The sequence below is a fragment of the Streptomyces africanus genome (assembly GCF_030816955.1).
GTDB classification, from domain to species: Bacteria; Actinomycetota; Actinomycetes; order Streptomycetales; family Streptomycetaceae; genus Streptomyces; species Streptomyces africanus.
The window spans coordinates 364,401-385,184 of the sequence record NZ_JAUSYP010000001.1 but is presented as its reverse complement, the minus strand read 5'-3'; the positions used below and the strand labels follow the sequence as shown (position 1 = coordinate 385,184).

The window sequence follows — 20,784 nt, the reverse complement described above, 5'->3', positions numbered from 1 at the left end:
AGCTATAACACACAGGGGGTCTTGCGGCAAGGCCCCATGTCTCCCGCAAACTGTCCCGCCTAGGCCCAGGACCTGCGGAAACGGGAGCATGACGTGACCCCCCTGACCACGAGCGCGTTCGACCTTCCCGACCGCCTCTCACACAAAGCCGACCCGGCGCTGATCGCCGGGGACGAGCGGCACTTCGCCGCCGTCGCCGACTGCCTGGAGCAGTCGATCGCCGAACTGTCCGGGCGTCTCGAAGCCGAGCGCAAGGCCCCCGGCGGCAAGGGGCGGCAGGCCATGGACCGGGACGCCGAGATCTACCGGCTCACCGCCCGCCTGCGCGCGCTGCGCCGCTTCGGACTCGACCTGTGCCTCGGACACATGGTCGCCACCGACGGCTCCGAGCCCGTGTACGTGGGACGGCTCGGCCTCACGGACCGTGAGGGGCGCCGTCTGCTGGTCGACTGGCGATCCCCCGCGGCCGAGCCGTTCTTCGGGGCCACCCATGCCAACCCGATGGGGCTCGCCAGCCGTCGCCGGTACCGCTGGACCGGCGGCCGGGTCAGCGACTACTGGGACGAGGTGTTCACCGCCGACGCCTTCGACGGGCACGCCGCGCTCGACGACCAGTCCGCCTTCATCGCGAGCCTGGGCACCAACCGCTCGCCCCGGATGCGGGACGTGCTCGGCACCATCCAGTCCGACCAGGACGCCATCATCCGCGCCGGTTCGCGCGGTGCCCTCGTCGTCGACGGCGGGCCGGGCACCGGCAAGACCGTCGTCGCTCTGCACCGCTCCGCGTACCTCCTCTACTCCGACCCGCGCCTCGGGCAGCACCGCCGGGGCGGCGTGCTGTTCGTCGGCCCGCACCGGCCCTACCTGTCCTACGTCTCCGACGTCCTGCCCAGCCTCGGCGAGGAGGGCGTGCAGACCTGCATCCTGCGGGACCTCGTCGACGAGGGGGCGGTGGCGGAGGAGGAGACCGACCCGGACGTGGCCCGGCTGAAGTCGTCCGCGGACATGGTGCGCGCGATCGAGAAGGCCGTCCGGTTCTACGAGGAACCGCCCACCGACGCCATGACGGTCACGACCCACTGGTCCGACATCCGCCTGAGCGCCGCCGACTGGGCGGTGGCGTTCGACGCGGCGGAACCCGGCACGCCGCACAACGAGGCCCGCGACCAGGTCTGGGAGGAACTGCTGACGATCCTGGTGGACAAGCACGAGGGTGAGGTCTCCGAGGCCCTGCTGCGCAAGTCGCTGGCACAGGACCGGGAGTTGCTCACGGCCTTCAACCGGGCCTGGCCCGTCCTGGAGGCGACCGACCTCGTCGGGGACCTCTGGTCGGTACCGGCCTACCTTCGGATGTGCGCTCCCTGGCTCAGCCGTGACGAGGTGCGCACGCTGCAACGCGCGCAGCCCCAGGCCTGGACGGTGTCCGACCTGCCGCTGCTGGACGCGGCCCGGCAGCGGCTCGGCGACCCGGAGACGTCCCGGCGCGAGCGCCGGAGGGAGGCCGCCGTCGCCGCTCAGCGCGAGCGGATGGCCGACGTCATCGACGACCTGCTTCAGGCCCACAGCTACGACGACGGCGAAGGCGTGCTGGTCATGCTGCACGGGCAGGACATGCGCAACTCCCTGGTCGACGAGAGCGCCCTGCCCACCGCCGACCCGGACCGGCTCGCCGGACCGTTCGTGCACATCGTCGTGGACGAAGCCCAGGAACTGACCGACGCGGAGTGGCAGATGCTGCTGCTGCGCTGCCCGTCCCGCAGCTTCACCATCGTCGGGGACCGGGCCCAGGCCCGGCACGGGTTCACGGAGTCGTGGCGGGAACGGCTGGAGCGGGTCGGGTTCGACCGGGTCGACCTGGCCTCACTGAGCATCAACTACCGGACACCGGCGGAGATCATGGCGGAGGCCGAGCCGGTCATCCGGGCGGCGCTGCCGGACGCCAACGTGCCGACGTCGATCCGCAGCGGTGGTGTTCCGGTCGAGTACGGGCCGGTCTCGGAGCTGAGCTCGGTCCTCGACACCTGGCTGGCCGCGCACGCCGACGGGATCGCGTGTGTCATCGGCGATCCCACGTTCCGCCCGGCGTCCTCCCGCGTCCGGTCGCTGACCCCGGAGCTGTCGAAGGGGCTGGAGTTCGACCTGGTCGTCCTCGTCGACCCGCAGGACTTCGGCACGGGCATCGAAGGGGCGGTCGACCACTATGTCGCGATGACCCGGGCGACCCAGCAGCTCGTCGTCCTCACGAGCTCCTGACACGGGCTCCGGCCGGGGCCCTCCCGCAGTGGGGGCCCCGGCCGGAGGTTCAAGGACGCCGCCTAGGCGGCGAGCTCCTTGCGGATGCGGTCCAGCATGAACGCCGACGACTCCCGGGCCCGCTCCTCCCAGGCGAAGACACACGACGTGGCGACACCGTCGAAGCCCAGCTCGCGCAGCGTGCCGAAGAAGGCGTCCCAGTCGACCTCGCCCTGGCCGATGTCCAGGTGCTGGTGGATGCGGGCCGGGGTGCCCGGCGGGTTGAGGATGTAGCGCAGGCCGGACGAGCCCTTGTGGTTGAAGGAGTCCGCGATGTGCACGTGCTGGAGCTTGTCACCGGCGTAGCGCATCATCGCCGCGATGTCGGCGCCGACCTCGGAAGCCCCGGAGAGGTGGAAGGAGTGCGGGGCGCAGTAGAGGTAGTTCACCCACGGCTTGTTGATCGCGCGGACGAGATCGACGGCGGGCGTGTTCTCCTCGCAGAAGTCGTCCGGGTGCGCCTCCAGGTTCAGAGCGATGCCTTCGCGCTCGAACACCGGCAGCAACTCCTCCAGCGAACGCCAGAAGGCGGCCTCGCTCTCGGCGGCGCGCTCGGGGCGGCCGTTGAACTCCGAATTCATCAGCGGGCATTCGAGCTCGACGGTGATCTCGATCATCCGCTTCCAGTAGCGGACGGCGGCCTGCCGCTCGGTCTCGTCCGGCGAGGACCACTTGTACAGCGGCAGCACCGAGGAGAGCTGCACGCCGTGCCGGCGTAGCGACTGCTTCAGCTCCGCCACCCGCGCGTCGTCCGCACGCGGATGCAGGAAGAACGGCATGAAGTCCGCACGCGGCGACAACTCGATGTACTCGTAGCCGAGTTCGGCCACCGTACGCACCATGTCGTCGATCGGCAGGGCGCGGAACATATAGGGGTCGAGGGCGATCTTCACGCGGTCCCTCCGTAGAACGCGGGGCGGGGCTTCATGTCGGTGGTGACGCTCTCGCCGCCGGTCTCCAGGGACCGGACGGCGGCGTCGGTGATGACGGTGGCGGCGTAGCCGTCCCAGGAGGACGGGCCGGTGGGCTCGGCGCCGGCGGCCACCGAGGCGACCCACTCGCGGAACTCGGTGTCGAAGGCCTCCGCGAACCGGTCCTTCCAGTCCTGGAGCACACCCATGCCGTGCCGGGCCGCGGTGCGGATCCCGACGGCCGCCGGGTCGGGCAGCCGGACCAGGCCGTCCTCGCCGACGACCTCGCACTGGATGTCGTAGCCGTACTGGCAGTTGACGAAGACCTCCAGGTCGATACGGACGCCCTCGGCGGTCTCGAAGACCATGATCTGCGGGTCCTTCAGGTGCGCGAACCGCTTGCTCGTCGGGCGCGGGGTGACCACCTGCGCGGAGACGATCTCGTCGTCGAGCAGCCAGCGCAGCACGTCGATCTCGTGCACGGCCGTGTCCTGGGCGGCCATGGCGGAGTGGTACGACTCGGGCACCGTCGGGTTGCGGTGGGCGCAGTGCACGATCAGCGGGGCCCCGAGCGAGCCGGTCGACAGGACCTCCTTCATCTGGCGGTAGCCGGCGTCGAAGCGGCGCATGAAGCCGACCTGCACCAGGCGGCGGCCGTGCGCCCGCTCGGCCTCGACGATCCGCAGACAGTCCTCGGCGGTCGTGGCCAGCGGTTTCTCGCAGAACACCGGCTTGCCGGCCGCGATCGCGTCCAGGACGTGCTCGGCGTGGGTGGGTCCCCAGGAGGTGACGAGGACGGCGTCCACGTCGGGGGAGGCGATCAGCTCCGCTCCCGTGGGCAGCGCGGTGGCCCCCACCTGGGCCGCCACCTCGGCGGCGCGCTCGGCGTCGATGTCGGTCACGGCCGTGACGGCGGCCCCGGTGACGACCTCGGTGAGCCGCCGGATGTGGTCCTGGCCGATCATTCCGGCGCCGATGACGCCTACACGTACGGTCATGGTCGTTCCTTCGAAGGGAGGGTCAGGAGAAGCGGGTGCGGAGTTCGGCTTCGAGGGTTTCGAGGGTGCGGCCCTTGGTCTCGGGGACGTAGCGCTTGACGAAGGCGAGCGACAGCAGGCCCGCCACCACGAACAGGAAGAAGGTGTTGGAGATCCCGATCCCGGAGACCAGGGACGGGAAGACCAGCCCGATCACGAAGTTGGTCAGCCACAGCACCACGGCCGCGATCCCCATGCCGAAGCCGCGCATCCGCATCGGGAAGATCTCCGACAGCATCAGCCAGGTCACCGGGGAGATCGCGCCCTGCTGGAAGGCGAGGAAGGTGACCGTCATGGCGAGCACCGCGAACGCCCGTGCGTCACCCGAGGGCAGGGCCAGGGAAAAGACGCCGATGAGCAACAGCGCGGCGGTCGTGCCGGCCTGGCCGGTCATCAGCATCGGGCGGCGCGGTACCCGGCCCAGCAGCCAGATGCCGACGAAGGTGGCCAGCACCGAGATCACACCGTTGGCGATGTTCGCCGTCAGCGCGCTGTCGGCGGCGAAACCGGCGTCGGTGAGGATCTGCGTGCCGTAGTACATGATCGTGTTGACGCCGGTGATCTGCTGCACGATCGCGATGCCGAACCCGACGAACATCAGCTTGCGCACCCACGGCGTGCTCTTCATGTCCTGCCAGCCGCCGAGCTTGGCCTGCTCGTCCTTGACGGCGAGCGCGGACACCTCCTTCAGCTCGGCCTCGGCCCGGGCCCGGGAGCGCACCTGCTTGAGGACGTCGAGGGCCTCCCCGAAGCGGCTGCGGGAGGCCAGCCAGCGCGGGCTCTCCGGCATCACCAGCATGCCGAACCAGAGCACCACCGCCGGCACCGTCGCGATGACCAGCATCCAGCGCCACACGCCACCGGACTCGCCGCCGACCTGGGCGATGATCGCGTTGGAGGTGAAGGCCAGCAGCTGACCGCTGACGATCATCAGCTCGTTGCGCGTGACGAGGGCACCGCGCCGCTCGGCGGGCGACACCTCCGCGAGATACACCGGCACCGTCACCGACGCGCCGCCGACCGCGAGACCGAGCACGAAGCGTGCCACGATCATCACCTCGGTCGTCGGGGCGAGCGTGCAGCCGAGCGCCCCGACGAAGAACAGCACGGCCAGCAGCAGGATGTTGCGTCGCCTGCCGCGCGCGTCGGACAACCGGCCGCCGGTGACCGCGCCCAGCGCGGCACCCAGCAGCAGCGAGCTGGTGACCATGCCCTCGGTGACCGGGGTCAGGCCGAGGTCCTCGGTCATGTAGGGCAGGGCGCCGTTGATGACGCCGGTGTCGTAGCCGAAGAGCAGACCACCGAACGTGGCGATGATCGTGATCAGCCTCAGCCGCCGCCTGACCGCCGGGGGAGCGTCGTCCGCGACGGCGGTGGCGGGGGGCGGGATGGGGGCCGGTGTCGTGTCGTCCCTGACGTCCATGGCCGCTCCTTACCTGTCGATGTTCGGGCGCCGGGTACCCGACAGACCGCAACCGGCCAGGTGTTCACGGGTGCTGACCGCGATCGGCAGTGGCACCTCGGGAGCACACGGGTACAGGTCCTGCTCGACGATCACGAACAACTCGGCGTCGAGCTTGGCGAGTTCGTCCACCACATCGGCCGGCTTCGGCACCCCGGCCGGCGGTGACACGCACACCCCGCGCTTCACGGCCTCGCCGAACGACAGGTCCTCGGCCGCGACCTGCGCCAGGATCTCCGGGTCCATCTGCTTGATGTGCACGTAGCCGACCCGCTCACCGAAACGGCGGATCAGATCGAGGTTGTCCCCGCCGCCGTAGGCGACATGGCCCGTGTCCAGGCAGAGGTTGGTGTAACGGCTGTCGGACTCGTTGAGCAGCCGTTCGATCTCGGCTTGCGTCTGGAGGTGGCTGTCGGCGTGCGGATGGACGACCAGCCGTACGTCGTACTCCTCCAGCAGCAGTTTGCCCAGCCGGTCGGCGGCTTGGCCGAACCCGGCCCACTGCTCGGCGGTCAGCTCGGGCGACTCGGTGAACGCACCCGTCTTCTCGTCCCGGTACATCGGCGGGATGAAGACGAGATGGTGCGCCCCGGCGGCGGCGGTCAGCGCGGCGACCTGCCGGACATGGGCGAGCATCTCGTCCCAGGCCCCGGGCCGGTGCAGCGCGCCGAACGCGGTGCCGCCGGAGACCTTCAGCCCTCGGGCGTCCAGTTCGGCCTTCAGCCGCTTGGGGTCGGTGGGGAGATAGCCGTACGGGCCGAGCTCCAGCCACTCGTACCCGGCCTGGGCCAGCTCGTCGAGGAAACGGGTGTACGACACCTGGTGCTCGTCGTCGGGGAACCAGACTCCCCAGGAGTCGGGGGCGGAGCCGAGGCACAGGTTGCCGACGGTCGTACGCAGCGGGGCTGGCACCGTTGCCATGGTGAGAGTCCTTCGGGGGGAGGAAGGGGACAGGCGTGAAACTGATGCGCGCTACTAGCGCGCTCTAGTTCGAGTACGATGACCCCTGTCCAAATGTCATGTCAATACGTTGTTGCCGGGAGATTGCCGGGTCCTGGTACGGGCCCCGGGGCGGGACCCCCGTAAGGTGGTCGGCGTCGGAGGGTGGGTTCACACGTGGATGCATCGGGCAGGCAGCGGCCCACGATGGCGGATGTCGCCGAGAAGGCGGGCGTGTCCCGCGCGCTCGTCTCGATCATCTTCCGCAACCAGGCGGGGGCCAGTCAGGAGACCCGGGAACGGGTCCTGCGCGTCGCCGACGAGATCGGTTACCGGCCCGACAGCGCGGCCCGGCTGCTGGCCCGTGGCCGCAGCCGCACGCTCGGCGTGATGTTCACCGTGCACCAGACCTTCCACACGGACCTCATCACCGGCATCTACCCCGAGGCCGAGCGGCTCGGTTACGACGTCCTGCTCTCCGGCGCCACCCACGGCCGCAGCGAGGCCAAGGCGGTCGAGGCGCTGCTCAGCCACCGCTGCGAGGCGGTGATCCTGCTCGGCCCGGACGCCGACCCCGCCTACCTCGCCGAGCTCGGACAGCGCACGGTCACCGTCTCGATCAGCCGCCGGGTGCCCCAGGCCCATGTCGACTTCGTGCACTCCGCCGAGGGCAAGGGCGTCCGGCAGGCCATGGACCACCTGGTGGAGCTGGGGCACCGCCGGATCGTGCACATCGACGGCGGACGCGGTCCCGGTTCGGCGGAGCGGCGGCGTGCCTACCGGGCAGCGATGCGGCGCCACGGGCTGGAGGACCGGGCGCGGGTGATCCCCGGCGAGCACACCGAGGAGTCCGGTATCGAGACCGGCCGGCTGCTGCTGGCCGAACGCGACAGCGGGCGGCCGCTGCCGACGGCGGTGCTCGCCGGCAACGACCGCTGTGCCATGGGGCTGCTGATGGCCCTGACCCGGTCGGGCATCGAGGTCCCGCGCGACCTGTCCGTCGTCGGCTACGACGACAGCCACCTCTCCCACCTGATGCCGATCGGCCTGACCACCGTCCGCCAGGACGCGTCCCTCATGGCCGAGCACGCGGTCCGCTTCGCCGTCGAACGGCTGGAGAACCGGGAACTGCCGCCGAGGGAGGCGGTGCTGGATCCCAAGCTGGTGGTACGGGGGACGAGCGGGCCTGCCCGGGAGGACACCCTCTAGGGGGCGTCCGCCTAGCGCGTGCCCTTCTTGGCGAACTCCGCGACGCTGTCGACGTTGTCCTTCGTGACGAAGGCCGGCCCGGTGAGCACGGGAGCGGTGCTGCCGCCGCTGAAGTTGCCGTTCGTCCTGTAGAGCCACAGGCCGTCGACGGCGAGGTAGCCCTGGAGGTAGGGCTGCTGGTCGACGGCGAACTGGATGTCCCCGCCCTGGATGGCGGCGACGAGGTCCTTGTTGAGGTCGAAGGTGGCGACCTTGGCCTTGCTGCCGGCGTCCTTGACCGACTGTATGGCGGTCATGGCGATCGGGGCGCCCAGCGTGACCACCTGGTCGATGCTGGAGTCCTTCTGGAGCTTGGCCGTCAGGGTCGACTTCACGGAGGGCATGTCGGTGCCGTTGACGTACAGGTTCTCCGTCGTGCCCTTGAAGCCCTTCTTCAGGCCGGCGCAGCGCGCCTCCAGTGCGACCTGGCCCTGCTCCTGGATCACGCAGACGGCGTGCTTGGCGCCCTGCTGGTTGAGGCGCGCGCCGAAGGCCTGGCCCGCGATGTTCTCGTCCTGGCCGAAGTACTCGAGCATGCCGAGTTCCCGCCAGTTGTCCAGGCCGGAGTTGAAGCCGACGACGGGGATGCCGGCCGCCTTGGCCTTGGCCACGACCGCCTTCATGGCGTCGGGCTTGGCGGCGGTGAGCGCGATGCCGTCGACCTTCTGGTCGATGGCGTTCTGCACCAGGTTGGCCTGGTTCCCGGCGACGGGGTCGCTGGAGTAGACGAGCTTGATGTTGTCCTTCGCGGCCGCCGCCTGGGCGCCCTTGCGGATCAGGTCCCAGAAGGTGTCGCCGGGTGCCGCGTGCGTGACCATGGCGACGGTCATCCGCGGGGTGGTGGCCTTGCCCGCGGTGGCGGCGTCGTCGCCGGTCTCGGACTTCTTTCCGCCGGAGCCGCTGGAGCAGCCGGCGGCGAGCAGGGCGCCCACGAGGACGGCGGTGGTCAGGGCGGCGGATCTGTGGTGTCTGCGCATGTCGGGTGCACCTCGGTGTGCTGGGGAGAGCGGGCCGTGCCCGGTCCGGGGAGGCAACTGGAGCGCGTCACTAGCGCGCTCTAGTGGCAGGTACTATGCGGGCGCCTCCGGGTGATGTCAACAGCTTTGTCAGGACGTACCAACAAACGTGACGTTCCGACGAACAGGACGTTCCGGCAGAACGGGGCCGCCCGCACACACCGGCAGTGCACGGTGTGTGCGGGCGGCCCCGCGCGGCGTACGGTCCCTGACCGTCCGGTCGGTCCTGCTCAGCTCTCCGATTCGGTGATGTTGACCATCCATGGGACGCCGAAGCGGTCCGTGCACATGCCGAAAACGTCGCCCCACATCTGCTTCTCCAGCGGTACCGACACCGAGCCGCCCTCGGACAGCTTCTCCCAGTAGCCGCTCAGCTCGGCGTCGTCGTCGCCGCTCAGGCTCACCGAGAAGGGCTGGCCCGGCGCGGACTCCATGCCCGGCGGGTTGTCGGCGCCCATCAAGGTGAAGCCGCCGGGGGTCTCCAGCATGCCGTGCATGATCTTGTCGGCGTTCGGGGCGTCCGCGTGGCCGAAGTCGCCGTAGGTGTTGAGGGACAGGGTGCCGCCGAAGACCTCCTGGTAGAACTCCAGCGCCTGCCGGGCGTCACCGTTGAAGGACAGGTACGGGTTGAGACGCGAGACCATGAGAACCTCCGTGACGGGGCCGAGGGGGATGTGGACGGCGCTCATGACAACGGCCCCTACTGCATCGGCGGCGATGGGGACGTGCGCCGGCTCGGTCTGCGAAGGCTCACGCCTCTTCGGACGGCCCGTTGTTCCAGTCGTACGGGCCGCCGCCGCGCCACTCGATCAGCTCGGTGTCGTCGACGGCCGTGTCGGTGGTGGGCAGGCCCTCACGGTGCAGCAGGTCCAGTACGTCGAAGAGGCTGTAGGCGACGCCCATGCGCTCGCCGTGGATGGTCACCAGCCGTCCGCCGTCCGACGCGGGCGGCTGCACGACCACGGGGGGTTGACCGTCCATAGCCCCACCATGCTCCCGAAACCGCCGGTTCGCAGCTCGGCCGCGCCCATCAGGGGTCCTTGAGCGGGCGCCGGGGCCCTGTGCGCCGGTGACAAGGCGCGATCCGGAAACTGAGTTCTCATCAGCACCCCCTGAGGGACCTCGGCCCGCAGCCCTAGCGTCCGTGGCATGGACATGAACCTTGCGAGAAGAGGGAAGTGGCGCGGCGCCGCACTGGCGGTGCTGCTGACCGCCGGGACGCTCACGGCCGCCGCTCCGGGTGCCCGGGCCGACGGCGCGCGGTCCGAGACGCCGGTCGCGTCGACGTCGCCGGTGACCGGGGTGACGGAGTCGGTGGTGCGGGTGAAGGCGCCGCTGCCGGAGTCGGCCGGGCCGCGGCCGGCCGCCTGCGACTGGCTGTCGTACCTGCGCTACCGCTCCGCGGGCGGTCCGGCCGCCTCGGCCGACGCGGACCGGATCCTCGTCGCCCAGCCCGGCATCCTGGAAGGGGCCGGGGCGTTCGACAGCGTGGCCCGCAACACCGTGGCGCGCGCGGCGGAACAGGGCCTGCACATCGAGTTCTGGGCGCTGGACCGGCGCTCCAACTGCCTGGAGGACCGCACCGGCATCGCCTCCGGCGACCAGCACGCCGCCGTCGACTACTACTACCGCGGCAAGCAGGTCGGCGGCCGGACCTTCGGCGGCTACGCCCGCAACGGGGAACTGGGATGGATGGCGAAGCTCGGCATCGAGCAGACCGTACGCGATCAGTACGACCTGCTCACCGCGGAGTTGCCGGACCAGGGACTGCGGAAGCGGAAGGTGCTGTGCGGCGGGCATTCGCTGGGCGGTGTGATCACCGGGTACTTCGCCGCCGCCGACTTCGACGGTGACCGGGCCACCACGGCGGACGCCGGCTACAACCAGTGCGCCGGCTACTTCGCCCTCGACACGACCGTCTCCACCTCGCTCGCCGACCTCAGCGGCAGCCTGCCGGACGACACCAACCTGCCCGACATCGGCCTCGGTTACGGCGTGGTGCAGGCCGGCCTCGACACCGGGGTGCTGCCGCGCACGCTGTCCGCGCCGGTGCTGCTCAACCCCGAGACCATGACCCTGCTCGGCATCGCCGGGATGGGCGCCCTCAAGGACCCCGACGCCGAGGCCGACCTGCCCCGGTACCTGCCCTCCAACCTCAACATCGAGGCGACCCACCGCTTCCTGTTCTCCAAGGACACCGCCGCCTTCCTCACCGGCAAGCCCGCCGTGAAGGACTTCCGGCTCACCAACGGGGCGGTGCTCGGGGCGCTGCTGGACGACAACTCCGTACCGCTGGCGTTCCTCCAGACCAGCGTCGGCTTCTTCGACGGCGGGCCGATCGCCGACAAGAGCTTCCCCGTGGCCAACGGCGGTGAACAGCAGCCGGGGCTGTACGGCACCGCGTACAAGGCCATCCCGGACCGGCCGCAGGGACCGCTCTACACCTGGCGCAACTACGACCGCGTCGGCGACCCCGACGACCCCGGCCACCGGTCGGCCGACGGCACCCCGTTCACCGGCCCCGGCGAGGAGGTCACCGACGTGCGGCAACTGGCCCGCAGTCTGGCCGAGCAGCCGCTGGACTTCACCGAGCAGTACTTCCCGACCAAGCTGGTGACGGACATCCAGCTGTCCACCTCGCCGCAGGTCAAGAAGCTCGTCGTCCATCCCGGCGGGCTCACCGCCAACCCGGTGCTCACCGTCCTCGCCGGTGAGGGGCTCCTGGCCGGCCGGGCCCCGGCCGAGCTCCACCCCGTGGTCGCCGACGGCTACCAGCACCTCGACGTCCTGACCGCCGCGCCCGTCCAGAACAACGGCCGGCCCGAGATCGTCTCCACCAGTCTCGCCGGTTTCGCGCGGTCGCCGCGCTGACCCTCCGCGTACGTACACAAGGGGCCCGGGAGGAGATCCTCCCGGGCCCTTCGGTGTGCTGCCGGGGTCAGAGCCTGCCCGCGGCGAACGTGGCCGCCTGGTCGGCGTTGTCGCGGTAGCCGAGGTGCGCCCCGACATTGCCGCCGCCGCTCTCGCAGACGGGGTCACCCTTGGCGCAGATGTCCAGGGTGCGGCTCTGGTACGTGCCGGTGACGCTCTTGCCGAGGGCCCGGATCGGGTTGCCGAACAGCAGCACCGCGGCGACCTTCGGCTCGACCGCCGCGGGCAGCGTGGCCACGATGGGGCTGCCGACCACCGCGCCCGCGCTGCTGATGCCGATCGAGTTGTCGACGACGTTCGCGCCCTGCGAATAGCCGACGAGCACGAACCGCTGATTCGGGCAGGCGGCGGCCTGGCTCTTCACATGGTCCACCAGGTCCCTGTTGCCCTGCGCGGCGGACGTCAGGGAAAGGTCCGCCGGATAATTCACCGCATAGCTCGACAGGCTTTTGCCCGCCGCTTTCTTCTGCAGCGCGGAATACACCGGGTCGCCGACGATGAAGCCGAGCGTGCCCGGCTCGAAGGTGCCGCGTGCCGAGACGACTTCGACGTCGGAGCAGGCCGCGGCCGTGGCCGAGGGAGCCGAGAGGGTGGCCAGACCGGCCCCGCCGGCCAGCGAGAGCGCGGCGAGACACAAACGGATACGCATGGGGAATCCTCTGCGGGTGGGGCGCGTGGAGCGCCTGCGAAAAAGGACGGCCCGAACGTATTCGCTGTGTCTCCCGGAGTGTTATGGACGGGATTATGAAATCGCCGCAGTTTTTTATCGCCGAATGAGTACGTCGCCGATTGAGTGCCGGCATTCAGTTCTGTGGTGTGCGCAGTGACTCCGCGCGCAACGCGAGAATCAGGTCGAGGCGGGTTTCCGGGTCGTGCAGGGCGTCGCCGAAGAGCTTCTCCAGCTGGCGCAGGCGGTAGCGGACCGTCTGCGGGTGGATGTGCAGCCGGGTGGCGACGTCCGGCACGTTGCTGCCGCTGAGGAGCCACGCCAGCAGGGTCTCGGCGAGCCGCTCGCGCTGCCCGGCCGAGACCGCGTCGAGCGGCGCGAGAACCCGCGCCTGGAGCCGTTCCAGCAGCGGCTCGTCGCCGTACAGCAGCAGCGTCGACAGATGGTCGGCGCACCGCACCACGCCCTGGCGGGGGAGCACCCCGCGGCCCATCAGCCCGAGTGCCCGGGTGGCGAGGCGCAGCGACTGCGCGGCGTCGGTGACCGCGACGGTCGGGCCGATCGCGGCGGGCCGGCCGCGCAGCGCCAGCGTGAACGCCCGGCCGCCGAAGCGGCCGGAACCGTCCGGATCGGGCACCAGCATGCGCGGCGGCCGGGACTCCATGTCCACCAGCGCGCCCGCCGCGGCCAGCGGCCGGTCCTCCTCCCGCCGGTCCGGCGCCGCCGCGAGCGCCACGACGGCGACCGTCCGGGGCACCGGCCAGCGCGCGCTGTGCGCCAGGTCCTGCACGGCCTCCAGCGCCACCGGCCCGTCCTCCAGCAGCAGGTCGAGCAGCCGTCTGCGGCGCCGCTCCAGCTCGTCCGAGTTGCGCAGCTGAGCCTCCGCGTAGCCGGCCGCGGCCGCCTCGGCGACCTCGTGCACCGTCCGGAACGCCAGCTCGCCGAGCGCCGCGACGACCGTGGAGTCCAGGCCGAGTTCCTCCGCCGTCTGCCCCATCAGCCGCCAGGCGTGCAGCCCCCCGACCCGCAGCGCGGACTGCAACGCGTCCAGGCTGCGGCCCTCCAGGGCCTCGCCGCGCCCCAGTTCGTAGTACGTCGCCGCGATCGCGCCCCCGTCGTCGCGCGGGTCGGCTATGTGGTCGACGAACAGGGTCAGCGCCTGCACCACCCCGGCCCGCAGGTTTCTGCCGTACGGCCCGTCGGCGGGCCGGGCGTACTCGGGGACCTGACGGCGGACCTCCTCCTCCACCTGGTCGGCGACGGCCGCCAGCTGGGCGCGCAGCAGCTTCGCCAGCTCGGGCGGCATCGGTGGCATACCGGGGCGGTCCGGCACGCCCTGCTGGGCAGGCACAGCCATCACGGACACTCCTTTCGAGCGGAAGCGGCTCACCCGCGGGCTGTTGCCGCTGTGACGCGTGGGAAGTCCAGTGTTGGACGGACGACCCCTGCGCTCCGTTCCGTGCCCCGACGGCACCCCCGTCACTCCGGCACGCCCAGCGCTTGGGCGAGCATCGGCCACGAGGCGGTGAACTCCCGCTTCCAGTAGGGCCAGTCGTGTCCTCCTCCCGAGTAGAGGTGCGTGGTGGCCCGGATGCCGAGGCGGGCGAGGGTGCCGGCGAAGCCCTGCGCCGAGGGCCATAGGGCGCTCTCCAGCACCCCGGGCAGCGGATCGCCGCCGCTGCCGTCGCCCACGCCGCTGCCCTGCGAGACGTACAGGGCGGTGCCGCGCAGCCCCGTGGCGCGGGCCCGCGGGTTGAAGTCCCGCCAGGTCAGCAGGTTCAGCAGCGGGTGGCCCCACAGGGACGCGGCCGGCAGGTTCTCGCGGGCCACGATGGCGTCCATGATGGGGGGCACGCCGGGGGCGGTGGTGTCGAGGATGCCGCTGTAGGAGGCCGCTGCCGTGAACGCCCCGGGGTGGCGGGCCGCGTGGGCCATCGCGCCGTAACCGCCGGTGGAGACTCCGGCGACCGCCCGTACGCCGGAGGCCCGGTAGTCCCGGGCGAGCAGCGCCGGCACCTCCTTGACTTGGAACGTCTCGTAGTCGGGGCCGCCGCGCCAGACGCTGGGGATGCCCGTGGGGCCGGCGTCCGGCATCGCCACGATCAGGTCGCGGCCCTCGGTGAAGGCCTCGATGCCGGTCTCCCGGGTCCAGGACGTGTAGTCGTCGTGGGCGCCGTGCAGCAGGTACAGCACGGGGTACTTCTTCTCGGGCCGCGCACCGAAGTCCGACGGCAGGATCAGCCGGACCGGCGCGCTGCGGCCGAGCGCGGCGGAGGGCACGGACACGTCCAGCGTGCGCGGCCCGAGCCGGGTGGCGGCCGCGGCACGGGCCGTGCCGCCCGCGGCCCCGAACAAGGCGGCGAGGCCGGCGGCGGCCGTCGCTCTGGCGACAGTGCGCCGGGAAACTCCGGCAGCGGGCTTGGGCGGCAGGTCGGGCATGGCGGCTCCTCGGTTGGCGATTCAGGGGGCCCGTTCGGCGAGCACCCGGCTCAGGTGGGCGGCGATCTCGTCGACGTGCGGCGGATCGAGCAGCGACAGATGGTGACCGGGCACCGGCACGACCTCCAGGCGCGGGCACACCTCGTCCCAGCCCAGCGCCTCGTCGTCCCGTTCGTACGCCGGGTCGCGCACGGTGTGGGGCGCGGCCTCGGTGGCGCGGTAGAGGAGGACCGGCCCGTCGTACCCGCCGGGCCGGTGCGACTCCCCGATGCCCATGTCCAGGTAGGAGGCGCGCTGGTGCTCCAGCGCCGCGGGCGGCACGTCGGCGGCCTCGCGCAGCGCCCGCAGCACGGTGTCGATGCGGTCCCGGTCGTCGTCCATGGCCACGAGCTCGTCGTACGGCAGCTCCAGCCGCACCCCGTAGGCGTCGGCGACGTGGCCGGCGAAGCCCTCGAAATGCGCCCGGATCCGGTCGGCGCGCGTCACGCCGGGCCGGGGGAGGGGGCGTACGGAGTCGAGGAGCACGACCAGCGGCACGTCCCGTCCGGCAGCGGTCAGCTGCCGCGCGGTCTCCTGGGCGACGAACCCGCCGAAGGACCAACCGCCCAGCAGACAGGGCCCGTCGGGGCGGGCGGCGGCGATCGCCTCGGCGTAGCGCCGCGCCTTCTCCGGCACGGTCCGGGCCTCCTCGATCCGCTCCAGCCCGTACACCGGCCGGTCCTCGCCGAGCCGCTCGGCGAGCGTCCGGTAGACGGTCACCGGGCCGCCGGCCGCATGGACGAGGAACAGCGGGGGCCGGGAACCGGTGGCGCGCAGCGGTCGCAGCGGCGTGTCCTCGCGGGGGAGGGCGTTGCGGATCCGGGCGGCGGCGTCCTCGACCGTGGCGGCGGCGAACAGGTCGCGCAGGGGCAGCTCGACACCGAACTCGCGCTCCACGGCGGTGCGGACCCGGACGGCCATCAGCGAGTCCAGGCCCAGATCCGCCAGGGCGGTGCGCGGGGTGACGCGGGCCGGCGGGTGGCCGGTGACGGCGGCGATGTGGTGGGTCAGCCGGGCCAGGACCGACGAGGGCTCCACCTCGGCGGCGGGCTCCGCCGGTTCCGGCTCCGGCTCGGTGCGGGCCCGGCCGTCCGTCCACCAGTGCCGTACGTGCCGCCACCGGGGCACCGGCAGGTCGACGACCCGGCCGGGCGGCACCGGCAGCCGCTGGCCCGCCACGTACAGGGCGCCCAGCTGCCCGGCGAACGCCTCCGCCCCGTCGGCGTCCCGGCGCAGTGTGGCCAGGGCGAGGGCATCGGGCACGGTGTCGGCGACGGCCCCGGCCAGCACCGGGTGGGGTGAGATCTCGACGAAGGCCGAACGGCCGTCGGCCGCTGCCGCCGCGAGCGCCCGGTCCAGGCGGACGGGCCGCCTGAGGTTGGCTGCCCAGTGGGCCGCGTCGAACACGCAGTCGCCGCGCGGGTCGTCGAGCACGGTGGAGTACACCGGGACACGCGGCCGCCGGCCCCGGATGCCCGACAGCGCCTCGGCGAGCTCCGGCAGCAGCGCGTCGACCTGCGGCGAGTGCCCGGCACCGACGACCCGCATGGCCCGGGCCGCCCGGCCCTGACCCTCCAGCCGGCGCACGAGCCCGGCCACCGCGGCCTCCTCGCCCGTGACGACCTTCTGCCGGGGCGAGGAGTGCACGGCGACGTGCACCCCCGGGAAGTCCCGCTCCAGGGAGTCCAGTTCGGCGTCGTCCAGGTCCACCACGGCCATCGCGCCGCCGCTCAGCCCGCTCAGCAGCCGGGCCCGTACGGCGATGACACGCGCCCCGTCCGCCACGTCCAGCGCGCCCGCGCACACCGCCGCCGCGACCTCGCCCATGGAGTGGCCGATCACCGCGGCGGGCTCGACCCCGTACGAACGCCACAGCTCGGCCAGTGCCAGCTGGAGGCCGAACAGGACGGGCTGGGCGACGTCCAGGCGGTCGAGGCCGGCTCCAGAGGACAGATGGTCGTACAGGGACAGGCCGCACTCCGGGGCGAGTTGCGGGTCGAGTTTCTCCACGGCCGCGGCGAACGCGGGTTCCTCGGCCAGCAGCCTGCGCCCCATGCCCGGCCACTGGCTGCCGTAGCCGGAGAAGACCCACACCGTGCCGCGTCCCACCCGGTCGAGCTCCCCGGTCACCACCCGCGCGTCCGGGAGTCCCGCCGCCAACGCGCCCAGGGCATCGGAGAGTTCGGCGCGGTCCCGGGCGACCACGGCGGCGCGTACGGGGCCGCGGCCCGTACGCCCGGCCAGGGTGCGGGCCACGTCGGCGGGGTGCGCGGTGCTCTCGCGCAGCCAGTCGGCGAGCCGGCCCGCCGTGTCGCGGACGCGCCCCGCGTCGAGGTCGGACAGCACATGCAGGCGGGCGGCGGGCTCCTCGGCCGGCCGTACGGGGGCCAGGCCGGGCGGCCCCTCCTCCAGCACCACATGCGCGTTGGTGCCGCCGAAGCCGAACCCGGAGACGCCCGCGAGGGCGGTGCCGCCGTAGCGGGGCCAGGGCTCCGGCTCGGTCACCACCCGAAGCCGCTCGTCCGCGAGGGACGTGCCCTCCGTGCAGTGCAGGGACGGCGGGATGCTGTCGTGGTGCAGGGCCAGCACGGTCTTCACCAGGCCCGCGACGCCCGCGGCGGACTCCAGGTGCCCCAGGTTGCCCTTGACGGAACCCAGCAGCAGCGGCTGGTCCGGGTCGCGGCCCGCGCCGAGCACCGCGCCCAGCGCGCCCGCCTCGATCGGGTCGCCCAGAGGGGTGCCGGTGCCGTGCGCCTCCACGTAGTCGACCTGGGCCGCGGCGAGCCCCGCCCGTGCGTACGCGCTCTCCAGCAGCGCCTGCTGCGCGGCCGGGTTGGGCGCCATCAGGCCGTTCGAGCGGCCGTCGGAGTTGACGGCGGTGGCGCGGACGACGGCCAGGACGCGGTCGCCGTCCCGTTCCGCGTCGGACAGCCGCTTCAGGATCACGGCCGCGCAGCCCTCGCCGCGCCCGATGCCGTCGGCCGCCGCCGCGAACGGCTTGCACCGCCCGTCCGGTGCGAGCGCGCCCGCCCTGCGGAAGGCGACGGTGACGGCCGGCGACAGCAGCAGGTTGACCCCGGCGGCGATCGCGAGGTCGCTCTCGCCCGTGCGCAGGCTGACGCAGGCGTGGTGCACGGCGACCAGCGAGGACGAGCACGCCGTGTCGACGGCCAGGCTCGGTCCCCGCGTGTCCAGGACGTAGGCGAGCCGTCCGGCGGTCACGCTCAGGGCGCCTCCGGCCGGCGCCCAGGGATCGACGGCGGCGGGATCGGCGCCCGTGAGCTGCCCGTACTCGGGGGCCGACACCCCGACGAACACCCCGGTGGCGGTGCCCGCCAGGGACCCGGCCGGGACGGCGGCGTGGTCGAGCGCCTCGTGGACGACCTCCAGCAGGATCCGCTGCTGGGGGTCCATCACCGCCGCCTCGCGCGGGGTGATGCGGAAGAAGTCCGCGTCGAACCCGGCGATGTCGTCGAGATAGCCGCCGTACGGATGCGCGTCAGCGGGCGGGAAGGCGGTGAAGTCGCGCCAGCGGTCCTCCGGGACGCGCCGGATCGCGTCGACGCCCTCGCTCAGCAGCCGCCAGTAGCCGTCCGGGCCGTGCACCCCGCCGGGCAGCCGGCAGCCGACCCCGACGACGGCGACCGGCTCGGCCGTCACGCCCGGCAGTCCGGCTCGCGACCCGGGCGCTACCGCGGCTCCCGGGGCATCCGAGGCCCCTGAAGCGCCCAGGGCCGCCGAGGCCTCCGAGGCTCCTGAGGCCTCCATGCCGCACAGCCGCGCCACCAGGGCCTGACCGGTGGGCGTCTCCCACAGCAGCGTCGTCGGCAGCTCCCGGCCCGTCGCCCGGGACAGTTCACCGGCCAGGGCGACCGCGTCCCGCGAGGACATGCCGAGGTCGGCGAGCGGCCGGTCCATCGGAACGTTCTCGGGCGAGGCGCCGTACCAGACGGCCACCCGTTCGGCGATCAGCCGGCGCAGCGCGCCCTCGTCGAGGGGGCTCATCCCGCGGTACCCGCCGTCGCCGCGGTGGCCTGCCCGCCGTACGCGCCCTCCAGATACCGGGCCCGGGTCAGCGCCCGCGACACCTTCCCGCTGGAGGTACGCGGCACCGTGCCCGGCGGCACCAGGACGACGTCGGCGAGCCGCAGCCCGTGCCGGGCGGAGACGGCACCGCGCACGGCCCGCGCCACGGCCGGCACGTCCAGCTCGGCGAGGCGCACGCTCCGCGCGTGTTCCGCCACGATCACCACCCGCTCACCACCACCGCCGCCGGGCACGGCGAACGCCGCGAGCCGGTCCCGGCGCACCGCGGGGTCCGCGTCCTGGGCCGTCGCCTCGACGTCCTGCGGATAGTGATTGCGGCCGTCGACGATGATCAAGTCCTTCAACCGTCCCGTGACGACCAGCTGTCCCTCCAGCACCGTCCCCAGATCGCCCGTCCGCAGCCAGCCGCCCGGAGCGGCTTCGGCGTCCGCGAACTCGGCGCCGAAGACGTCCCCCGGCCCCCGGTTCCAGTAGCCCCGGCCGACATTCGGCCCCTGGACCCAGATCTCGCCGACCTCGCCCTCCGACAGCAGGGCCCGCGTCACCGGGTCGGCGATACGGACCCGCTGGCCCGCCGGGGTGCCACAGCCCGCCAGCAGCACCGCCCGGGGATCGTCCGGCCGGGCCGGCAGGGCCTTCCCGGCGGTCAGGGCGTCACGGTCGAGCGCGAACCGGCCGAGCGGCTCACCCGGCCGGGCCGCGCAGACGAACACGGTGGCCTCGGCCAGCCCGTACGACGGGCAGTGCGTCTCCGGCGCCAGGCCCTGCCCGGCGAACGCGGCGTGGAAACGGTCGGCCGTGCCCGGGCGGACCGGCTCACTGCCGTTGATCAGCGCCGTCACCCGGTCCAGCCGCAGCCCCTCCTTCTGGTCATCGGAGACGGTCGCAGCGCAGTAGTCGTAGGCGAAGTTGGGCGCGGCGCTCACCGCGTCCGGATGAGCCGAGAGCAGCCGCAGCCAACGCACCGGCTCGTGCAGGAAGGCGGCCGGGTCCATCAGCACCGACAGCACCCCTCGTGCCACCGGGGCCGCGACGCTCAGCACCAGACCCATGTCGTGGTAGAGCGGCAGCCAGCCCACGCAGGTCACCGGGCGGGCGTCGGCACCGTAGGCGGCCAGTGCCTGGCGGGCGTTGGCGACGACGTTGCCGTGGGTGATCTCCACACCCGCCGGGGCGCGGGTCGAACCGGAGGTGTACTGGAGATAGGCGGTCGCCCCGGCGTCCGGCGAGACGGGCCGCCAGTCCCGGGCGGCTTCGTCCGTCACCTGGTCGGCCACCACGATCCGCGGTCCGTCGGGGCCGAGGAAGTCGCGCACCTCGTCCCGGCAGCGGCTCGTGGTCACGACGACCGAGGGACACGCGTCGGCCAGGACACCCGCGAGCCGGTCCGCGTGCCCGGGCAGGCCCGGCGGATACAGCGGCACGGCGACCAGCCCGGCGGCCAGGGCCGCGAGGAAGGCGGTCACGTACTCCGTGCCCTGCGGGCACAGCAACGCGACCCGCTCTCCCGGACCGGCCTGACCGGCGAGGCGCGCGGCCAGCGCCCGCACCCGCACGTCCAGGCGACGCCAGGTCAGGGTGCGATGGACGCCGCGCGAGTGCGGTGCCGGGTGCTCGACGAAGGTGAACGCCCTGCGGTCCGGGGTGTTTTCGGCCCAGTGCCGGACGTACTCCGGCAGCGTCGGGCACACGGGCGCGAGCGGGGGGCGGCGGCTGTCCATCAGGCGGGGCTCCTCACGGCGCGTATCGGCCTAGG

15 protein-coding genes are annotated in these 20,784 nt (G+C 72.7%); 3 read left to right on the top strand and 12 right to left on the bottom strand.

Features of this window, described 5'->3' with window-relative positions:
- Positions 1 to 93 precede the first annotated feature (93 nt).
- Complete coding sequence (gene helR, locus QF034_RS02070) at positions 94 to 2,253, top strand: RNA polymerase recycling motor ATPase HelR (protein WP_307173257.1); 2,160 nt, start codon at positions 94 to 96, stop codon at positions 2,251 to 2,253.
- A 62-nt stretch (positions 2,254 to 2,315) separates the two neighbouring features.
- Here the strand turns inward: helR and QF034_RS02065 are convergent, their stop codons facing one another.
- From QF034_RS02065 to QF034_RS02050, 4 genes are read right to left on the bottom strand one after another with little or no spacing between them, the layout of a single operon-like run.
- On the bottom strand, positions 2,316 to 3,185 hold the full coding sequence (locus tag QF034_RS02065) for a sugar phosphate isomerase/epimerase family protein (RefSeq protein ID WP_307173256.1): 870 nt from the start codon (positions 3,183 to 3,185) through the stop codon (positions 2,316 to 2,318).
- Complete coding sequence (locus tag QF034_RS02060; protein ID WP_307173255.1) at positions 3,182 to 4,201, bottom strand: Gfo/Idh/MocA family protein; 1,020 nt, start codon at positions 4,199 to 4,201, stop codon at positions 3,182 to 3,184. The genes QF034_RS02065 and QF034_RS02060 overlap by 4 nt, the downstream gene beginning before the upstream one ends.
- 22 nt (positions 4,202 to 4,223) lie before the next feature.
- On the bottom strand, positions 4,224 to 5,663 hold the full coding sequence (locus QF034_RS02055; RefSeq protein ID WP_307173254.1) for a sugar porter family MFS transporter: 1,440 nt from the start codon (positions 5,661 to 5,663) through the stop codon (positions 4,224 to 4,226).
- 9 nt (positions 5,664 to 5,672) lie between these two features.
- Positions 5,673 to 6,623, bottom strand: coding sequence for a TIM barrel protein (locus QF034_RS02050; RefSeq protein WP_307173253.1), 951 nt, complete (start codon positions 6,621 to 6,623; stop codon positions 5,673 to 5,675).
- Positions 6,624 to 6,848: 225 nt separating this feature from the next.
- Here QF034_RS02050 and QF034_RS02045 point away from each other — a divergent pair, with 225 nt between their 5' ends.
- Positions 6,849 to 7,850, top strand: a complete 1,002-nt coding sequence (locus QF034_RS02045) for a LacI family DNA-binding transcriptional regulator (RefSeq protein ID WP_307173252.1) — start codon at positions 6,849 to 6,851, stop codon at positions 7,848 to 7,850.
- A gap of 11 nt (positions 7,851 to 7,861) precedes the next feature.
- Here QF034_RS02045 and QF034_RS02040 read toward each other — a convergent pair whose 3' ends face one another.
- From QF034_RS02040 to QF034_RS02030, 3 genes are all read right to left on the bottom strand, one after another.
- Positions 7,862 to 8,866: a substrate-binding domain-containing protein gene (locus tag QF034_RS02040; RefSeq protein WP_307173251.1), complete on the bottom strand. Its 1,005-nt coding sequence runs from the start codon at positions 8,864 to 8,866 to the stop codon at positions 7,862 to 7,864.
- A gap of 269 nt (positions 8,867 to 9,135) precedes the next feature.
- Positions 9,136 to 9,549, bottom strand: a complete 414-nt coding sequence (locus tag QF034_RS02035; protein ID WP_307179776.1) for a VOC family protein — start codon at positions 9,547 to 9,549, stop codon at positions 9,136 to 9,138.
- A 106-nt stretch (positions 9,550 to 9,655) separates the two neighbouring features.
- Positions 9,656 to 9,886, bottom strand: a complete 231-nt coding sequence (locus tag QF034_RS02030) for a hypothetical protein (RefSeq protein ID WP_307173250.1) — start codon at positions 9,884 to 9,886, stop codon at positions 9,656 to 9,658.
- 168 nt (positions 9,887 to 10,054) lie between these two features.
- Here QF034_RS02030 and QF034_RS02025 point away from each other — a divergent pair, with 168 nt between their 5' ends.
- Entirely contained in the window at positions 10,055 to 11,776 is a 1,722-nt protein-coding gene (locus tag QF034_RS02025; RefSeq protein ID WP_307173249.1) for a hypothetical protein, read from the top strand.
- 67 nt (positions 11,777 to 11,843) lie between these two features.
- Here QF034_RS02025 and QF034_RS02020 read toward each other — a convergent pair whose 3' ends face one another.
- The 5 genes from QF034_RS02020 to QF034_RS02000 all read right to left on the bottom strand — a co-directional run bounded on the left by QF034_RS02020 (position 11,844) and on the right by QF034_RS02000 (position 20,749).
- Positions 11,844 to 12,485: a cutinase family protein gene (locus tag QF034_RS02020; RefSeq protein ID WP_307173248.1), complete on the bottom strand. Its 642-nt coding sequence runs from the start codon at positions 12,483 to 12,485 to the stop codon at positions 11,844 to 11,846.
- Between the two features lie 154 nt (positions 12,486 to 12,639).
- Positions 12,640 to 13,860 (bottom strand): PucR family transcriptional regulator, encoded by a 1,221-nt coding sequence (locus QF034_RS02015; RefSeq protein WP_307173247.1) that lies wholly within the window; start codon positions 13,858 to 13,860, stop codon positions 12,640 to 12,642.
- Positions 13,861 to 13,982: 122 nt separating this feature from the next.
- On the bottom strand, positions 13,983 to 14,942 hold the full coding sequence (locus QF034_RS02010; protein ID WP_307173246.1) for an alpha/beta hydrolase: 960 nt from the start codon (positions 14,940 to 14,942) through the stop codon (positions 13,983 to 13,985).
- A gap of 21 nt (positions 14,943 to 14,963) precedes the next feature.
- Entirely contained in the window at positions 14,964 to 18,986 is a 4,023-nt protein-coding gene (locus QF034_RS02005) for a type I polyketide synthase (RefSeq protein WP_307173245.1), read from the bottom strand.
- Entirely contained in the window at positions 18,983 to 20,749 is a 1,767-nt protein-coding gene (locus tag QF034_RS02000) for a fatty acyl-AMP ligase (protein ID WP_307173244.1), read from the bottom strand. The genes QF034_RS02005 and QF034_RS02000 overlap by 4 nt, the downstream gene beginning before the upstream one ends.
- Between the last annotated feature and the right edge of the window lie 35 nt (positions 20,750 to 20,784).